We start from the raw sequence: 17,092 nt of genomic DNA, 5'->3' as shown, positions 1-17,092 counted from the left end.
TTATCGGCCGGGAATGTAACGTTGTTGTAATGACTGTAATTTCGCGTACCAATGAGCTTCGCTTGCATAGGTGTCATGCGCGCGCGGTGCTCGACGCAGGTACTCGTCGAGGTCGCCCTGGCTCCACCCCATCTTTTTCAGGAAGTAATCGATGTCGGCATCAAGGTCGTCCGGATCGGGATAGGGGCTGTGTTGCAACAACTCACTCGCATAATCGCGTGTCATTTGACCCGAGCAGATGAGGGAAGAGAAATGTAGGCGTCTTTTATCGATGCCGAATTTTTTCGGAAGCAGATAGCCCTGATAAAACCGCGTAAAAATCGACTCATAGTGCTTGTAGGGATAAGGACGATAGCCGAGTTCCTTGACCAGCAAATCGATACAGGATTGCTTGTTGTAGTCGATATAGTCGAGGAATGGCACCCATTTCGTGCCACGCAACAGGCGGTGGTACACAAAACCGGCCACACCGATCGTCGGCAGGCTGCGCACACGGGTCTTGTTGCGGCGCGCGATAGCGAAGATGTTCTTGCGGTCGTATTTATTCCAGTTGTAGTTGCGCGGTACGCGCATGCCTTCCGTGGTCGTGTTGCTTCCAGAGAGGATGTATTTGATGCCGTAGCGCTTGGCAAGACCGTAGTTCACGGCCAACATTGCGTTGTCGTACAACAATTCAACGTCGATCACATCGGCATCGAAGAAGGCCTGCTGCAATGCCCGATATTCGCGCCACTCGACCACATGGGTGTAGAGGTCCACGCCGAGCTTGCGCACGAGATTCTCGATATTGTTGACGGCGAGCTCGGAATTCCAGCCATTATCCATGTGCACGGCCAGCGGTCGCAGGCCGTGTTTTTTTGCGAGGTAAAGCGCATAGGCACTGTCTGCACCGCCGCTGATCCCCACGATGCAGTCATATTGCTTGCCGGCGCCTTCGCGCTTGACAGCGTCAATGAATTGCTGCAGCTTGGCTTCAAGCACGTCGGGACTGGCAGGTTGATAGGCCGCCAGCTTGGCCAGCATATTGGTGCAGTAATTGCAGTTTCCATCAGCATCAAACACGACATCGGCCGCATTCGCATCGATGAGGCACCGCTTGCATTCCTGAATCTGAGTAGTCATTTCGAAAACAGCTCGCGCACCGAGGCGTAAGCCGGATAATTGATGAGCACCGCACGGTGCGGACCATAGAATACGAACAGGCTGCCGGCCGCCGCAGCCGACGCACCACTCTGTACCGCCGTACGCATATCGGCCAGGCCACCCGCACCGCCGCAGGCGATGACCGGCACGTTGACGGCAGCCGACACGTGCGCGATCAGGTCGTTATCGAACCCTGTGCCCTGCCCGTCGCGGTCCACGCTGTTAAGGAAAATTTCGCCGGCGCCCGCTCGCACCAATGCCTTGGCGTGTTCGACCGGATCGAGCCGGGTTAGCCGGCGTTTGCCGGGATGAAATACACGATTGCGACCGAAAAAATCACGCTTTACATCGATTCCAGCCACCACGCTGCTTGCGCCCAGCTCCGCCGACATGGCCGACAACAACGCCGTGTTATCGATGGCCATGCTGTTGACCGCGATTTTCTCGACACCCATGGCCACGATGCGACGCGCATGGTCCAGCGTGCGTATGCCGCCACCATAGCAGAGCGGCATAAAGCATTCGCCGGCAATACGCTGGATTAGGTCGTAGTTCGGCTCGGCACCGGTACGGGAGGCGTCGATGTCAAGGAAGACAAGTTCGTCGACATACTTGTCATTGAAGATCCGGACGGCGTTGATCGGGTCGCCCACATAACGGGGCCGACGAAATTGCTGGGTCTTGACCAAGCCACCATCCTGCAACAAAAGACAAGGAATTACTCGGTTGAATACTGTCGTCATAACGCGATAAATCTACGGAACATTTCCATGCCAAACAAATGGCTCTTTTCAGGATGGAACTGAACACCAAAAATATTGTTGACTTCGAACGCAGCTGCAAAGTCCACGCCGTAGTCGCACGATGCGGCCACGTGGGCAGGATCGGCCGGACGGACGAAATAGCTGTGCACGAAGTAAAACCGCTCCGCCTCTTCCTGGCCGAGGGCCGCGAACAGTTTCGCCGAACCGTGCGGACGCACGACGTTCCACCCCATGTGCGGGACGCGCAGCCCGGGCTTGTCCGGGAATCGATGGGTGTAGGCATCAACCCATCCCAAGCCGGGCGCGTCGCTCTCTTCGCTCCCGCGCGTCATCATTTGCATGCCCAGGCAGATACCGAGTACCGGTTTGCCATGTTTCATGACCTGGTCGGTTATGGTGGACACCAAGCCGGTTTCATTCAGCTTGCTCATGCCGCGACCGAAATGGCCAACGCCAGGCAAGATCAGCTTGTCCGCTGCTTCGATATCGGCCTTGTCGGCGCTGATACGCGCCCGAGCCCCGACTTTGCGCAACATGTTCAAAACAGATCCGACGTTACCTACGCCGTAGTCAATAATGACGATCATCAATAACTCTTCATCATGAAATTAGTCGCCACCGTGCGATTGGATCGCGCCCACGGCAGCCAGGAAATCCCGGTATCTGGTGCGCCAGCAGGCACTCCAGATCTGCTCGTTCCGCGCGGCGTCCATGGCGCCGCTACCGGCGATGACGGCCTCTGCCAGTTGGTCGACTGTCTGGAACCTGAAAAATGGATGTGATGGGTACGCGAAACGCGATTTCGGCGTATCCCAAATAAAAATACTCTTTACTAGGCCGACTGCTTCGAACAGTCCGGTCGACACCTCACTGACGACCGCGCAACTGGTCTTGAACGATTGGTAAATATCCTGATTGCGGTCGATCATGACGGCCCCCGCTACATAGTCCGGATGCGCGGCAATCACTGCGGCACGTTCCAAAGGATGCGGGCGAAACACGACATCGAGGCGACCGGCAAGCTGCTTGGCCAGCGCGCTGGCCATCGACAGATAGTGCGCGGTTTCGATGCCGTCGCCTAATATGAGGACATTGCGGCTGTCCGCCGCGGTCTTACCCGCGTCAACCACGGTGTCGCGGTGCGGACTGCCGATCGAGACATGTTTTACCGGCGCATTGACTTGGCTTGACCACCACGGTCCGTAGGAAAGAAAGTAATCCGGCAAGGTCTTACGGAACGCAGCGCTCTCCATTAGTGCTGCACCAAAATTGTACACGTTATGGCCAGCGGAAATTGAGCCATGTTGGTATTCGGCTGTTGCAATCCCTAACTGTCGCGCCGCGATCATGGCACTTGCGTTATCGGGACCGCCATAACATGCCTCTTCCTTCACCAGCAGCTTGGCGCCCGCACGGGTAAGAATGCGGCGGTAACTGTCGACGCGGGTAGCGAGCGAGCCGCCCGCCGTGCTGCACAACCGTACCAACCATGCTTTTTGGGCATCGGTGGCTTTGTAGTCCAATAAGGTCTTGGCACGTGCAAAGGCAAGTTCTACCAATGCCTCGCTATCGGGACGGTAGCGGGCGGCGTTGCGCCGGCCGCTCAGCGCACCCGTCACGCGCAACGGGGTATGTAGCAGGATTTTGCGGCGCTGGCGCGGGAATGGCCACCGCCACTTGAACATTTCTTCGATCAGAAGCGTCGACTGAGGCGCACTGTCCACAAAGTATTCACCCAGACAATTGAAGTAATGGTCATCATGCCAGGCGACGCGCGCACCGGACGACATCACGACGACCGGGCTTGCGCCGATGGGCGTGATGGCATTATGGAGAAAGGCACGCGCGATCCGCGTAGCCTTCGTGACCTTGGAGGCACCGCCCAGCGCGCCACGGTGTCCACTCTGGGACTCGAGTGCCGTACCGTAGAGCCGGTCGGACATGATCGTCCGTATGAAGACCGACCTGATCAGTGCCCATAAGACAATGCCCGTGTCCGGGCAAACAAATTCTTCGAGGCCGGGCGTATCCTCGATGGCCAATACCTGGCGAAGCGACAATTCTTCTTGCATCACGAAATTTGTTGCGGCAACCGCGTCAAGCGGTGCCTACGATAGCGCGCAGCCATGGCATCGGATGCGTGCGATGGGCGAGCCACCACGTGCCCGCGAAACTGGCAAACTGCGTCAACATGAAAGCCATGCCGGCACCGGCAGCACCGTTCGCCTTGACCAATTCAATGGTGAGCGGTACGTTCAGAAGCCCGACGACCGCAGTCACCATTGCCAGCAGCGCGGTTTTTGACTCGAAAAAGATGTAGTTGGTAACCATGTAATAACATCCGCTGAAGGCAAACCCCAGCGTCGTGTAGATGATCAGCTGCGCGGCAGGTGCGAACGAGTTCCCGACCAACAAAGGAAGGAACCATGGCGCCGCGGCACCGATCGCCAACGCGACACTCACCACCACCACGAAATAAACGTACGTCCCGCGTACGATCGCCCTGCGCGGCACGTTGTCCTTGTCTGCCAGTCGCTTCATCAGCCAGGGTGCGTAGGCCTTGTTGAAGGAGTCGGTCAACAGGCCCACCACCTGCCCCATCTGGAGCGCAACCATATAAATTCCGGCCGTCGCAAGCCCCAGCACCTTGGTGATGACGATCCGGTCGACGGCGACGATCAGCAACGCACCTAACGTGTGCGGTATCATCGGCACGCCAAAGCGCAGCGCGTCACCGGCCAGCAGTTTGAGGTTATGCGGACGCAGCAGCAAACCATCCTTGTACAATAGATAGGCTGCAGCAACGCCGAACAGCGCCACTGCCGTGGCCTGGCCGATCAGCCTGCCCTGCCATGCCAATCCGACCGAGAGCACCAGAATGAGCGACAACGTCGCATTCAGCACGGTCTGTCCGATCTGGAATGCGCCATACCGGTTAGCTTGGCCACTCACCTGATACAGCACAAGCCGGATATTGGCGATGAACTGCAGGCCCGACAGGACGATCGCGACCAGCACCCAATCCAAAGGCAGTCCGCTCAGTTCAGTCACCGGCTGCGCGCACAGCAGGACCGTGATGAAGACGAGTGCCGTGCTCACCGCCAGGATCGCCATGCAGGCGCCGACGTACTCTGCCAGACGTTCTTTCTCCATCTGGAAATACCGCACCGAGATCGCGCCATGTACGCTCAGTCCGGTAAAGGCGCCCATGATGCTCAGTACAATGGCAAACATCGCGATGGCGCCGTAGTCGGCAGGCGACAAAATCCGGGTCAGTAGGGGAAGCAGCAGGAAAGGAACACCGGCGTTGAGCACGTTCGCGCCCAAGTAGATACCTGCGTTCCCGCCAAGCTTCTTGAACGGCTTCATCGGACGGCGCGCGTTCCTGCCAGCACGTCGACGATCCTCAGCTGCACCTGCTCATCCAGGTCCGGTCCCATCGGCAGGCTCATCACACGTTGGGCGAGCGCGGCCGCGGCCAGGGTCTGCGGTCCATTCGACAACGCCTTATATGCCGGCTGTTCATTTAGCGGCACCGGATAATGAACAGCGGTCGGGATTCCGGCTTCCTTCAGCGCTTCCTGCACTTGTGCACGGTCGTCCACCATGACGGTGTACTGGCCATACACGCTGGTACGGTCGGCGCGTTGCGCCACGCGCGCGATGCCGCACTGGTCGAGCAATTCGTCGTAGCGGCGGCCGATATGTAGCCGACGCTCGATCTCCCACTCGAAGCGTTCGAGCTTGGCCAACACGACCGCACACTGAATCGTGTCCATCCGACCGCCGACACCGATACGGGTGTGCACGTAGCGCTGGCTTTGCCCGTGCACGCGGATTTCACGGAACGCACGGGCGAGCTCATCGTCGTCCGTGAAGATCGCGCCGCCGTCACCGTAGCAGCCGAGCGGTTTGCTCGGGAAAAAGCTGGTGCATCCGACCGTGGAGAGATGGCAGCTGCGCTTCCCCTTGTAGGTTGCGCCGAAGCTTTGCGCGGCATCCTCGATCACCGGAATGTTGCCGTGCGCGGCCGCCAGCGCGTTGATCTCGTCCATGTCCGCCGGCTGCCCATATAGGCTTACCGGAATAATGGCCTTGGTACGCTCCGTGAGCGCCGCCTCGAGTTTTGCGACGTCGATGTTGCAGGTGTTCGGATCGACGTCGACATAGACCGGCGTTGCGCCGAGCAGGGCGATGACTTCCGCCGTTGCGACGAACGTGAACGGCGTCGTCACGACCTCGTCGCCGCGGCCGACGCCCAAGGCCATCAAGGAGATCAGCAATGCCTCGGTACCGCTCGCCACGGTGATGCAATGACGCGCGCCTGTGTACTGTTCGAGCTGCTGCTCCAGTTCACGGACCTCCGGCCCCATGATGTATTGGCCATGGTCCAGCACACGATTGATACGCTCCTGGATTTGCGGTTTCAGGGTCTGGTACTGCAATTTCAGGTCGATAAATGGAATCATTTTGCCTCTCGGGTTACAACGCTGTCTGCCAGCACATAGGAATTACCGGAAACTGGGCAGGTGCACCGCGCATTTCCGCTCAATGGAAGATCCAGGCGCTCGCCGGACTCGCCCATCCAGCCGATCTGCCGTGCCGGAACGCCTGCCATCAACGCATACGGTTTGACGTCACGGTTCACGACCGCGCCTGCGGCGACAAACGCATGTTCGCCGATGGTGGTACCGCATACGATCGTGCAGTTGGCGCCCAGCGTCGCCCCCTTCTTCACCACGGTCCGCCGGTATTCGTTCTTGCGATTCACTGCGGAGCGTGGGTTGTAAACGTTGGTAAACACCATGCTCGGACCGCAAAATACGTCATCCTCCAGCGTGACTGCGTCATAGATGCTGACGTTGTTCTGGACCTTGACGTTATTGCCAATGACGACGTCGTTACCGACAAATACGTTCTGGCCGAATGAACTGCCGTTCCCGATTCGGGCACCGCCGCAGATATGGACCCAATGCCATACACGCGTACCCTCCCCGATTTGGGCGCCTTCGTCCACGATGGCAGTTGGATGTACAGTAAATTGCATATCGCCTCCTCGGCATGTCGTACGTCGACGCGCAGCGTGCGCGCCACGAAATCAATATTTTAGTATTCGAGCGGCAGAGCGACGCGCTTGCCGTCGCGCGAAGACAGGTACATCGCGATGAGCAGTTCGAGTGACTTCAGGCCCTCGCGGCCATCCGTTTCCGCTTCCGCTTCGCCGCGCAGGCACTCGATCACGTTGTCGTAGTACAGCGGATGTCCGAACCCGTATACCGACGTGGTCTCGTAACTTGCGTTCTTGAGCAGTTCATCGTCCTCGTCGTGGTCCGCGAACTCCCAGCGCTGAATTTCGTTGACGGCAACGCCGCCGATCCGCACCGTCCCCTTCTCGCCCAAGATGGTGATCGAACCCTCCATATTCTTCGGATAGGTGAGCATCGTCACGTTGAGCGTCCCCATCGCGCCGCTGCGCCAGCGCAGAGCGGCCACGCCGCTGTCTTCCACCTCGATGTTGCGCGCCAGCGTAGCGGTATAGGCCATCACGCTCTCGACCGGACCGATCAGCCAATCGAGCAAATCGATGTAGTGGCTGGCCTGGTTCATGAAAGCGCCACCGTCGAATTCCCAGGTGCCACGCCACTTTGCGCTGTCGTAGTACTCCTGCGGACGCGTCCAGAACACGTTGACCGACACCGAGAAGATGCGGCCGAAACGGCCCTTGTCCATCGCACGCTTGAGCAACTGCAGCGTCGCGTTGCGGCGATTCTGCTTGACCACGAACAAGCGCACGTTGGCGTCATCGCACGCCTTCACCATGCGCAAGCCGTCGTGCCAGCGCGTGGCCATCGGTTTTTCCGTCATCACATGCCGTCCAGTGGCGGCCACCTGGATCGTCTGTTCCGGGTGCAGGCCGCTGGGCGTCGTCAGGATAACCATGTCAGCCTGCGTGCTGGCGAGCATGGTGTCGAGACTTGCGTGGCCGGCTGCGCCGGTACGCTGCACGGCCTGCGCAAGCGCTACCGGATCCACATCGCACACGTCGACGATTTCGATCCTCTCGGCGTGTTTTTCGATGGCGGCAAAATGGTTAGCGGCGATCCTGCCGCAACCGACCAGTGCAACGCGAATCTTGCGTCCGGTGATCTTGGGATAGTTATGCATAATAGTCAAAGTCGGAAAATGGTAAATCCCGCGTCGACGGCGTCGGCGCGCGGATACAAGGATTTCAGGTCCGCCAGCACCGGCTTTGCGCCGCGGCACAGCGGGCGCAGCTGTGCCGGCGTGAGGCCACGATACTGATCGTGGCCGACAGCCACCACCACGGCATCGACAGGCGCGTCGGCACTGACGGTACCCAAGCGGATGCCATACTCGTGCTCGACCTCTTCCGCGCTGGCCCAGGGATCGGTAACGATCACGTTCACGCCCCAGTTCTGCAATTCCCTGACGAGGTCGGCGATCTTGCTGTTGCGGATATCCGGGCAGTTCTCCTTGAAGGTCATGCCAAGCACGCCGACCGTGCTGCGGGCGACGTCGATACCGTTACGCAGCATCAGGCGAATCACGTTGCGTGCAGCATAGCGCGCCATGTTGTCGTTAATCCGGCGGCCGGCAAGAATCACCTGCGGGTGATAACCGACTTCCTCGGCCTTGTGGGTCAGGTAATACGGGTCGACACCGATACAATGGCCCCCGACCATCCCTGGCCGGAACGGCAGGAAGTTCCACTTGCTGCCAGCGGCTTCCAACACGTCGAGGGTATCAATGTCGAGCCGGTCGAAGATCACGGACAATTCGTTGACGAGTGCGATATTCAGGTCGCGCTGGGTATTCTCGATGACTTTTGCCGCTTCCGCCACCTTGAGGCTGGCGGCCGGGAAAGTACCTGCCGTGATGATCGAGCCGTACAGGCGGTCCACCGCCTGCGCCACCTCCGGCGTCGAGCCGCTGGTGATCTTGCGGATCTTCGTGAGCGTGTTGACCTTGTCGCCGGGGTTGATACGTTCAGGGCTGTAACCACAGAAAAAGTCGCGGTTGTAGCGCAGTCCTGACATTTTTTCGAGTACGGGCACACAAATTTCTTCGGTACAGCCTGGGTAAACGGTCGATTCATAGATGACGACCGCACCGGCGCGCAACACCTTCCCCACCGTTTCGCTTGCCTTGACAAGCGGGAGCAGGTCCGGACGATTCGCCTTATCGATGGGGGTCGGCACGGTGACGATGAAAACGTCGCACGAAGTCAAGTCCTGCAAATCGTTGCTGTACTCCAGTTGGGTTGCAACGGCCAGATCTTCCGGCGCCACCTCGAGCGTACTGTCTTTGCCTGAGCGCAGTTCATCGATTCGTGCCTTGTTGATATCGAATCCGACCACTTTTCGCTTTTTGCCGAACTCGACCGCCAGCGGGAGGCCAACGTAGCCAAGACCGATCACTGCAATCGCTTTTTCACCAAGATCCACAACAACTCCGCATTAATTTGAAAGCTTTTGATTCCAATAGCGCCACCAAGCTAACGGCTTTGCATTCTTGCAAGCGCGCCGCGTGCCGCCTCATTTCTGATGTGCTGTCTTCCGAAACCGCAGGTGGGCAGCTAGCTTCTCCCAGTCGCCGTTGCCTCCCGCGTTCCGCCGCACACGCTCCAGACCTTCTTTGATAAACGCCACCACAACAGCGACAACCAGCGCCAGCACTGTCGATATCAATACAATCACGGTGCGTTTCGGAGCCGCACGCATTTCCGGCACAACTGCCATGTCGAGCACTTGGATAACGGACGAGTTACTGGCCTCGTCGAGGCGAGCGACCTCGTACTGCTTGGCGAGCAGTTCATACAACATCTGGAAATACTTCACGTCGCGCAAAGCCTGGATGTTTTCCAGGCCGCCGGGCGTCTGATTCCGTGCACCATCCGACCGTCCGTTTTCCATTTGGTTAAGCTGGGCCTTCAGGCTGCGCAGTTCCTCTTCCGTTCGCTTGTACTCGACGTTATTCGGCGTAATGAACGCTTGCATGGAATTGAGCTCGATCTCTTTGGCGGCAATCTTGGCGCGCAGCTGCGCGACGGTCGTAAGAAGGGCTTGAGTCTGGACATCGACACTCACCATGCCGTGCGCGTCCAGTACTTGCTTCAAGTGCATTTCGGCGCTGGCCAGATTATTCTTTGCCTGGGCTAGCTGGCGTTCAAAGAACAGCCGCCGTTGCGCCGCATCCGTGACTGCCAGAACCTTAGTAAGATTCATGAGTTCCTCGACATAGGCATTGGCTATTTGCGCCGAACGCTCGCGATTGCGGTCATCCACTTCGATGATGATCAAACCACTCTTGTCCGCAGTGACATTTGTATTCCCGCTCAGGCGCATACGTGCCTTCTCGGGGGACTCGGTTTCGTAGGCTTTGAGCAGGTCGAAACGCTTGACCAGTTTGTCGCTGACCGTACGGCTCTTGAGCATGCCAATATAGACGTCGCTCGGGTTCTTGATACCCGCTGCACCGGAAAGCAGGGTGGCGGCTCCCCCCAACTGCGACAGCAGTGCCCCCGCAGCCGACGTCGAGCTTTGCGGCGGCAGCAAGGTTGCATTCGCACGATAAACCGGTGGCAATATCATTGCCACTACCGCAGCCAGGACCGCCCCGACAATCGGCAAGCCAAGCAAGAGGCGTTTGTGCTTTGCGAGCACGATCAATAGGTCGACGACCTTCACCTCATCCTGCATATCATTCGCACGCGAATACGTACCTGATTGTTGCTTCTCATCCATATTAAGCTACCGCCTAATCATACTCTGGTTGTTTCAAATTCCCGCCGCCAGCATTCGGACTACCCAAGACCGGCGTCAGGGTCAAGTCAATTTTTCGTGAGTTTGAGGTCTCGGCACCCACCAATAAATTACCGATGACATGCAATTCCTCAATCTGCGTACTTTCGATCAGTTTTCCAACCCGCTCATACGGAATTGATATCAGACCAATTAAACCGGCAAGTACATTTATTACATTTTTCGTTCAACAATATTACGAAACTTATCGAAATCTTCACGAGTATCGATATCGATCGAGCGTTCTATCGGCATCCTGTAGCCCACAGTTTCGGCGCTGACAAAACTACGCACGTGCCGCAACCAGTCGATCCGCGCGATGTAGATCGCACCATTCAGCGTGTACACCGGCGGCAAGTCCTGCCTGCGTGTTATCCCTTCCGGCGGCGGCAGCACGGCGTCCAGCCGATCATCCTCGCCGACCCGGTACATCCAATACGGCGACTGTTCGACATCGGCAACTGAAACGCAGGACGGCGCGTTGCAACGGATCATCAAGTCGAAAGCGGCGTCGATATCGGTCGCGGTACGCAACGGCGAAGTCGGCTGCAGCAATACCAAATATTCGAACTGCGGCAGTTGGTCAAGCGCGTGAAACACGACATCCATCGTGGAGGCCGTATCCGATGCCAAATGTTCCGGGCGCCGGAATGGCACGGCGCACCCGCAGGCCCGCGCCGCTGTCATGATTTCTTCGTCATCGGACGTGAGGACGGTCGTACCGACTACTTGCGATCCCTGCGCGGCTGCGATCGTCCACCCGATGAGTGGACGCCCCCCGGCCACAAGGACGTTCTTCCTTGGCAAGCCTTTCGATCCCCCGCGGGCGGGTATGAGTGCCAGAACCTCTTCTTTTGGAATGCAAAGCATTGGATAATTCAATAGGCCAGCGTTATTCAGGACGCTTGTGTTTCGGAACGCGCAAACTGTGCTCCCGGGACCAGGCACTAACACGAAGGTTTTCTCCTCGCGTCGTAAAGAGTACAGAGTTACTTCGCCGGATCGATCGTTCGACAAGCGCCGATTCAATCAACATTGCTGTCCGGCCGGATTCGATGTTGAAAGCGCTATTAATATGTGAATGGCTTTACTCAGAAAACAAATCATGTCCAAATACGAATTGGTCGAGTTACCCGTACACAGTGGGTTCAATTTGGACAATCAGCGATTCTATAACGCGCCCATTCGTGGAAGCAAGTGGTTAAGTACCTACCTCGCCTCTTTGTAGTTCTGTTCGCCAGCACATTGGGCAGTCGGTCGTGTTGAATCAAAGAAATATTTCATCGAAATCACGGTTTGCTTGTTCGAAGTCGGGCAAACGACCAATATCGAGCCAGTAGCCGTTGATTCGATGGCAACGAGTCAACATCCCTTTGGCAATCATTGCATCGAATAGGGATGGCATATCGAAAAATTGATCATTGGGTACCAAGTCCAAGGCTTGGGGTGACAGTACGTACATGCCTGAGCTGACGGTGAAGCGCTGTAGCGGCTTTTCTTGGATTGACTGAATTTTCCCGTCACGCTCCACTACCACGCCGAATGGCACCTGCATATCATACTCGCGCACGCCCATGGTTCCATCCGCGCCGGCTTCGATATGCTGGTCGACCATGAAGGCAAAATTTTCCTTTGTAAGCAGGTCGGCATTCGTTACCACGAAAGGCCGTGTCGGCCGTTCAGGAAGGAGGCTCAACGCACCTGCGGTCCCCATCCGTTTGTTTTCACGGAGGTAATGCACACGCACCCCCAGCTCGGAGCCGTCGCCAAAATGCGCTTCAATTTGTTCGGCCTTGTAGTTAACTGCAAGATAAAAATCACAAAAACCTTGGTCTGCGTAAGCACGTACGATCGTCTCCAACAATGGGCGAGAACCGACGCGCAGCATGGGTTTGGGCGTATTTTCCGTCAACTCGCGTAAGCGGCTCCCCAAGCCACCAGCCATGATGACCACCGACTCCTCCCGCTGCGGCACGGTGAGAAAGTCGTCCACGGTATCAAGCCCGACCACGATGCCTTCGCTATTAATGACGGGCAACTGGTGGAGTACGCTTCTGCGCATTTTCGATAACCGTGCATGACGGCTATCATGGTCGTTTACCGTGGTCGGCTTGGTGTGCATGACTTCGGAAACCAGTGCGGCCAATGTCTTACCGTTCAGCAACGCCCGGCGGACGTCGCCGTCGCTGACGGTGCCGAGCAGGCGGCGCGATTCGTCGACGACAAGCGCGATCTGGCACCCTACTTGGTTAATGGTTTCGAGCGCGGAGCGCACGGTAGTGGACGGAGCGATAAGCGCTTTTTCCCAACTCTTCATTCTGATCCTTCGATTGGTCGTGCGGGAACACCAACGAGGGTCCCATTCCCGGCAAAACTCTTGATGACGACTGCCCCTGCGCCGGCGAGTGTGACCGGGCCAAGCGCAACTCCCTGGCGCACCACCGCGCCCGCGCCCACGTGACATGCCTCGTCGACGCGGGCATCGCCACACACCACGGCGCACGGGGCGATGTGACTCCAAGCGCCGACCGTGACGTCATGCTCGACCACCGCAGCCGTGTTGACGATGACGCCCTTACCTACGATGGCGCCCGGTTGTACGACACATCCGGCCATGAGTTGCGCGGTGGCGTCGACGCGTGCGAACGGCGATACGATGGCAGCCGGATGCCGCACATTACAGAATTGCCACCCCGCTGCCTCCAGTTTCTCCTGTACGCGGCGACGCAACGACATCGCTTCACCTCCAAGGCTGCCGAGCCCATTCGCGAGCTCGACTTGGGCAGGACTGTAGTTTTTCAGAATCGAGTCGTCCCCGAGGACGGGAATGCCGCAGATGTGGCGGCCATGACGCGCGGGTTCCGGATCGGTCAGGCCCAGCACCTGGCGTCCAGATGCGAGCAATGCATCCGCGACCACGGTGGCATGGCCACCGGCCCCGATGACGATCACCGGCAGGTTCATGGTTCGATCAGCTCGTCCAGTGCGTAGTCGCGGTTGGCGGTGCGACCGATCAGTTCCCAGGTATCCAGCGGTGTAATGCCACTACCGGGCCGCTTGGCACCGAGCATGTCGTCGCGGATTATTTCGCCCATAGCGATCGGCCGTGCCGCGACCACGCTGCGGCGGGCAATCGCACGGTTCGGCACTTCCTGTCCCCGCGGCTGCTTGATGGGCGAGCCCAGGGCCAACTCGACATTGCGGATGGACGCCACCAGTTGGCGGAGTTCGCCGGGTTCCAGCGAGGCGAGATGATCCGGCCCTGGCAAGGCCCGGTCGAGCGTGAAATGTTTTTCGATGACGCAAGCGCCACGCGCAACGGCCGCAATCGATACTTCAAGGCCAAGGGTATGGTCCGAATAACCGACGGGCAGGCCGAACGCGGCGGCCATCGTATCCATCGTACGCAAGTTTACGCTTGCGGCCGGCGCCGGGTATTCGGTCACGCAATGCAGCAGTGTAACGAACTCGTCGAGCGCCGCACGACCGCCATCGCTGCAGTAAGCTGCTTCGAAGTCGCGCCGACTACGCGGGGCTTCGTTGCTCGTGAGACCGAAAGCGATCACACCCAGCGCGTACTCGATGTCGGCGAGTGTCGACATGCCGGTCGATACGATCAGCGGCTGGCGCAACCTCGCAGCTGCCAGAAGCATGGGCGCACAGGTGATGTCACCCGACGGAATTTTAATGGCGGGCATTCCCAGCGGCGCTAGCATTGCAAGACTGTCCGCGTCGAACGCAGTGGACATGAAGCGGATGCCGCGTTTGCTACAGTGGGCAAGAACCTGCTCGTGATCGGCCGGCGACAGCTCCAGGCGGCGCAACATGTCCAGTTGCGAGCCTTCTTCCTTGGTGTTGTTGACCTGATAGTCCGCCTTCGCCGCCTGGGCGGTTACGAGGGCCTCTGCCTTAAACGTCTGAAATTTTACAGCATCGGCGCCTGCATCGGCGGCAACGTCCACGAGCTGAAGGGCCAGGTCGAGCGAACCATTGTGGTTCACTCCCGCTTCGGCGATGATGAATACGGGTTTATGCACGATAGATTTCACAACAGGTGGAAAGTCTTCTTCAACGAGGTGTTAGCGGTGGCCAATGCCCGCACGGCGGCAACAATACGCGGCGCCGAGTGCCCGTCACCATACGGATTGAGGACGGCCGAGCAATCCATGCTCCGGGCCTGCTCAAGTGCGGCGGCAATCGCGCCACGCTCCGGCTCACATTGGATCACAGAATCGGGGGCGGTGCGGCCACGCTGGCGGTCTCCAATGTTCACCGTCGGAACCTTGAACGACGGCGCCTCATACAGGCCGCTGGACGAGTTGCCGACAACCGCATTGACGCATGCCATGAGGCTCAGGTAACGCAATTGCCCAAGCGACGAAAATACATGGACGTTTACGCGGCCGGCAGCCCATTGATCCAGCGCCTGCGCCAGGCTGCGTCCGCCGGTGTCGGCGTTCGGCCGGGTACACCAGATCACCGTATCCAGCGGCAGCGTTGCGAGCGCCGTCAGCAGTTCCTCCTGTTGACGAACGCCCTCTTCCGGCTCCAATGTGACCGGATGAAACGTGACTAGAAGGTTACGCTGCCCGAGCGCCACGCCCAAGGCGGCTTCGAGTGCGGCGCGGTCCAGCAGCGGCAGCCGGTGCAAATGATCCAGGCCGGGACTACCGACGACCTGCACCGAGGCTGGATCCTCACCCAATTGCCGCACGCGGCGCGCCGAGAGTTCGTTAGTCACGAGGTGCAGGTGAGCCATCTTCGTGATCGCATGGCGGATCGATTCGTCGAATGCTCCCTCGGTCGTATCGCCGCCTGCGATATGCGCGAGCGGCACGTTATGCAACATTGCCGCCTGGGCTGCGGCCAGGATCTCGAAACGATCACCCAGCACAAGCATCACGTCCGGGCGACAGCTTTCGATCGCGTCCGACATCCCAATAAGTCCCAGTGCCATCGATTTCGCAACGCCGCCCGGGGTATCGCTCGACAACAGCATTTCAACGCGACGTGCGATCGGAAACCCATCTTGCTCGATCTGGCGCACCGTCATCCCGAACTCCGGCGCCATGTGCATGCCGGTGACGATCAATTGCAATTCGAGGTCGGGCGCGGCCTGCAGGTCGCGCAAAACCCAGTAGAGCAGTCCGTACTCGGCCCGGCTACCTGTAACGACCGCAATCTTCTTTCGTTCCGTCACAATGCACCTGCAACCAACTGCGGACCGCTGGGAATATTGATGATGCGGCGCGCCAGATCGGCCGCAACAGGGGTCGGCATCGCTTCGCAGTGCGCGTACATCGGCAACGTGTGGAGGAGCCGCCATACCGGACGGGTCATCTGGCCGGCGTCGTTAGTCGCACGCAGCACTGCATCGCGTTCGTCCGCGTGCTCGGGCTTAAGCAGCAGGGTTTGCAACCAATAATTGGCGTGTGTCCCGGCGCGCTCGGTGAAGAGCTCCACTTGGGGAATGTCCTTGAACGCCTGTTCATAGCGCCCCGCCAGCTCGCGCTTGGCCTCCAGGAAGGCATCGAGACGCTCCAATTGAGCGCAACCAAGGGCAGCGTTCAAGTTCGGCATGCGGTAGTTGAAGGCGACCTCGTCATGACCGTACTCCCAGGCATGCGGCAACTTCGCGGTGGTCGTCAGGTGCTTGGCCCGCTTGGCCAAGGCGCTGTCGTCGGTGATGATGGCGCCGCCGCCGCCGGTGGTCACCACTTTGTTTCCGTTAAAGCTGAGCATCGCACAGCGGCCAAACAGCCCGGTATGTCGATCGCCGATAAAGCTGCCCAGCGACTCCGCGGCGTCTTCCACGATCTCGATCGCAAAATGCTGCGCCACCTCCAGGAGCTTAGCCATGTCGACTGGATGTCCGAACGTGTGCATCGGCACCACCGCAGCGATGCGTCTACCGGTGCGGCGATTGATGCAAATGCCGTCGCGCACTTGTGCGGTGTCGCGTAGGTAGGCGTCAAGCGCTTCGGCATCAAGTCCGAGGGTCGTGTAATTGCTATCGACAAAGTGCGGATGAGCTCCGCAGTGACTCACCGCGTTGGCGGTGGCGACGAAAGATAGCGTCGGCACCAGTACTTCATCGCCCGCCATCACGCCAGCAAGCAGCAATGCCACCTGTAGGCCGGAAGTGCCGTTGCTAACGACCACCGCATGGCGTGCGCCCGTATAATCCGCCAAGTCCCGTTCGAACCGGTCCACAAAACTACCGACGGAGGAAACCCAACCAGTCTGGATGCACTCGGTCACGTAAGCAAGTTCGTTACCGTTTAAGGCAGGCTCGTGCAGCGCTGTACGTGGAACACCTGTTACGCCACGGATACGTTCGGCGATGGAATCGGCAAGCTGCAT

General features: G+C 58.7%; 16 protein-coding genes. All 16 read right to left on the bottom strand.

Annotated elements, in window-relative coordinates; translation table 11 throughout:
* The 16 genes from ACEN98_RS07915 to ACEN98_RS07840 all read right to left on the bottom strand — a co-directional run bounded on the left by ACEN98_RS07915 (position 1) and on the right by ACEN98_RS07840 (position 17,092).
* Entirely contained in the window at positions 1-1,122 is a 1,122-nt protein-coding gene (locus tag ACEN98_RS07915; RefSeq protein ID WP_413383241.1) for an N-acetyl sugar amidotransferase, read from the bottom strand.
* A complete protein-coding gene (locus tag ACEN98_RS07910; RefSeq protein ID WP_413383239.1) occupies positions 1,119-1,886 on the bottom strand; it encodes an AglZ/HisF2 family acetamidino modification protein in 768 nt (255 codons plus the stop codon). The genes ACEN98_RS07915 and ACEN98_RS07910 overlap by 4 nt, the downstream gene beginning before the upstream one ends.
* The gene (gene hisH, locus ACEN98_RS07905; protein WP_413383237.1) at positions 1,883-2,494 is read right to left on the bottom strand and encodes an imidazole glycerol phosphate synthase subunit HisH; all 612 of its coding nucleotides are present in this window, start codon (positions 2,492-2,494) and stop codon (positions 1,883-1,885) included. The genes ACEN98_RS07910 and hisH overlap by 4 nt, the downstream gene beginning before the upstream one ends.
* A 21-nt stretch (positions 2,495-2,515) precedes the next feature.
* Complete coding sequence (locus ACEN98_RS07900) at positions 2,516-3,979, bottom strand: hypothetical protein (protein WP_413383235.1); 1,464 nt, start codon at positions 3,977-3,979, stop codon at positions 2,516-2,518.
* Between the two features lie 25 nt (positions 3,980-4,004).
* Complete coding sequence (locus ACEN98_RS07895; RefSeq protein ID WP_413383233.1) at positions 4,005-5,276, bottom strand: lipopolysaccharide biosynthesis protein; 1,272 nt, start codon at positions 5,274-5,276, stop codon at positions 4,005-4,007.
* Complete coding sequence (locus ACEN98_RS07890) at positions 5,273-6,376, bottom strand: DegT/DnrJ/EryC1/StrS family aminotransferase (RefSeq protein ID WP_413383231.1); 1,104 nt, start codon at positions 6,374-6,376, stop codon at positions 5,273-5,275. Before ACEN98_RS07890 ends, ACEN98_RS07895 begins: the two co-directional genes overlap by 4 nt.
* Complete coding sequence (locus ACEN98_RS07885; RefSeq protein ID WP_413383229.1) at positions 6,373-6,954, bottom strand: acyltransferase; 582 nt, start codon at positions 6,952-6,954, stop codon at positions 6,373-6,375. The genes ACEN98_RS07890 and ACEN98_RS07885 overlap by 4 nt, the downstream gene beginning before the upstream one ends.
* Before the next feature lie 59 nt (positions 6,955-7,013).
* Entirely contained in the window at positions 7,014-8,072 is a 1,059-nt protein-coding gene (locus ACEN98_RS07880; protein ID WP_413383227.1) for a Gfo/Idh/MocA family protein, read from the bottom strand.
* A gap of 5 nt (positions 8,073-8,077) precedes the next feature.
* Positions 8,078-9,373: a nucleotide sugar dehydrogenase gene (locus tag ACEN98_RS07875; protein WP_413383225.1), complete on the bottom strand. Its 1,296-nt coding sequence runs from the start codon at positions 9,371-9,373 to the stop codon at positions 8,078-8,080.
* Between the two features lie 90 nt (positions 9,374-9,463).
* Positions 9,464-10,672: a Wzz/FepE/Etk N-terminal domain-containing protein gene (locus tag ACEN98_RS07870; RefSeq protein ID WP_413383223.1), complete on the bottom strand. Its 1,209-nt coding sequence runs from the start codon at positions 10,670-10,672 to the stop codon at positions 9,464-9,466.
* 231 nt (positions 10,673-10,903) lie between these two features.
* Complete coding sequence (locus ACEN98_RS07865; RefSeq protein WP_413383221.1) at positions 10,904-11,599, bottom strand: cytidylyltransferase domain-containing protein; 696 nt, start codon at positions 11,597-11,599, stop codon at positions 10,904-10,906.
* Positions 11,600-11,996: 397 nt separating this feature from the next.
* On the bottom strand, positions 11,997-13,046 hold the full coding sequence (locus ACEN98_RS07860) for a nucleotidyltransferase family protein (RefSeq protein ID WP_413383219.1): 1,050 nt from the start codon (positions 13,044-13,046) through the stop codon (positions 11,997-11,999).
* On the bottom strand, positions 13,043-13,693 hold the full coding sequence (locus ACEN98_RS07855) for an acetyltransferase (RefSeq protein WP_413383217.1): 651 nt from the start codon (positions 13,691-13,693) through the stop codon (positions 13,043-13,045). The genes ACEN98_RS07860 and ACEN98_RS07855 overlap by 4 nt, the downstream gene beginning before the upstream one ends.
* Positions 13,690-14,766 carry an N-acetylneuraminate synthase gene (gene neuB / locus ACEN98_RS07850; RefSeq protein ID WP_413383215.1) on the bottom strand — a complete coding sequence of 359 codons (1,077 nt, stop codon included), beginning with the start codon at positions 14,764-14,766 and terminating at the stop codon, positions 13,690-13,692. Before neuB ends, ACEN98_RS07855 begins: the two co-directional genes overlap by 4 nt.
* 8 nt (positions 14,767-14,774) lie before the next feature.
* Positions 14,775-15,929 (bottom strand): UDP-N-acetylglucosamine 2-epimerase, encoded by a 1,155-nt coding sequence (gene neuC / locus ACEN98_RS07845; protein ID WP_413383213.1) that lies wholly within the window; start codon positions 15,927-15,929, stop codon positions 14,775-14,777.
* The gene (locus tag ACEN98_RS07840; protein WP_413383211.1) at positions 15,926-17,092 is read right to left on the bottom strand and encodes a LegC family aminotransferase; all 1,167 of its coding nucleotides are present in this window, start codon (positions 17,090-17,092) and stop codon (positions 15,926-15,928) included. The genes neuC and ACEN98_RS07840 overlap by 4 nt, the downstream gene beginning before the upstream one ends.

The organism is Massilia sp. CT11-137 (assembly GCF_047302885.1).
GTDB classification, from domain to species: Bacteria; Pseudomonadota; Gammaproteobacteria; order Burkholderiales; family Burkholderiaceae_D; genus Telluria; species Telluria orientalis.
This window is presented reverse-complemented; position numbering and strand designations above follow the sequence as displayed.

Bases quoted from the DNA above. Each gene is read 5' to 3' on its own strand.
- ACEN98_RS07915 (WP_413383241.1), bottom strand. From the start codon at position 1,122: ATGACTACTCAGATTCAGGAATGCAAGCGGTGCCTCATCGATGCGAAT.
- ACEN98_RS07910 (WP_413383239.1), bottom strand. From the start codon at position 1,886: ATGACGACAGTATTCAACCGAGTAATTCCTTGTCTTTTGTTGCAGGAT.
- hisH (WP_413383237.1), bottom strand. From the start codon at position 2,494: ATGATCGTCATTATTGACTACGGCGTAGGTAACGTCGGATCTGTTTTG.
- ACEN98_RS07900 (WP_413383235.1), bottom strand. From the start codon at position 3,979: ATGCAAGAAGAATTGTCGCTTCGCCAGGTATTGGCCATCGAGGATACG.
- ACEN98_RS07895 (WP_413383233.1), bottom strand. From the start codon at position 5,276: ATGAAGCCGTTCAAGAAGCTTGGCGGGAACGCAGGTATCTACTTGGGC.
- ACEN98_RS07890 (WP_413383231.1), bottom strand. From the start codon at position 6,376: ATGATTCCATTTATCGACCTGAAATTGCAGTACCAGACCCTGAAACCG.
- ACEN98_RS07885 (WP_413383229.1), bottom strand. From the start codon at position 6,954: ATGCAATTTACTGTACATCCAACTGCCATCGTGGACGAAGGCGCCCAA.
- ACEN98_RS07880 (WP_413383227.1), bottom strand. From the start codon at position 8,072: ATGCATAACTATCCCAAGATCACCGGACGCAAGATTCGCGTTGCACTG.
- ACEN98_RS07870 (WP_413383223.1), bottom strand. From the start codon at position 10,672: ATGGATGAGAAGCAACAATCAGGTACGTATTCGCGTGCGAATGATATG.
- ACEN98_RS07865 (WP_413383221.1), bottom strand. From the start codon at position 11,599: ATGCTTTGCATTCCAAAAGAAGAGGTTCTGGCACTCATACCCGCCCGC.
- ACEN98_RS07860 (WP_413383219.1), bottom strand. From the start codon at position 13,046: ATGAAGAGTTGGGAAAAAGCGCTTATCGCTCCGTCCACTACCGTGCGC.
- ACEN98_RS07855 (WP_413383217.1), bottom strand. From the start codon at position 13,693: ATGAACCTGCCGGTGATCGTCATCGGGGCCGGTGGCCATGCCACCGTG.
- ACEN98_RS07840 (WP_413383211.1), bottom strand. From the start codon at position 17,092: ATGCAGCTTGCCGATTCCATCGCCGAACGTATCCGTGGCGTAACAGGT.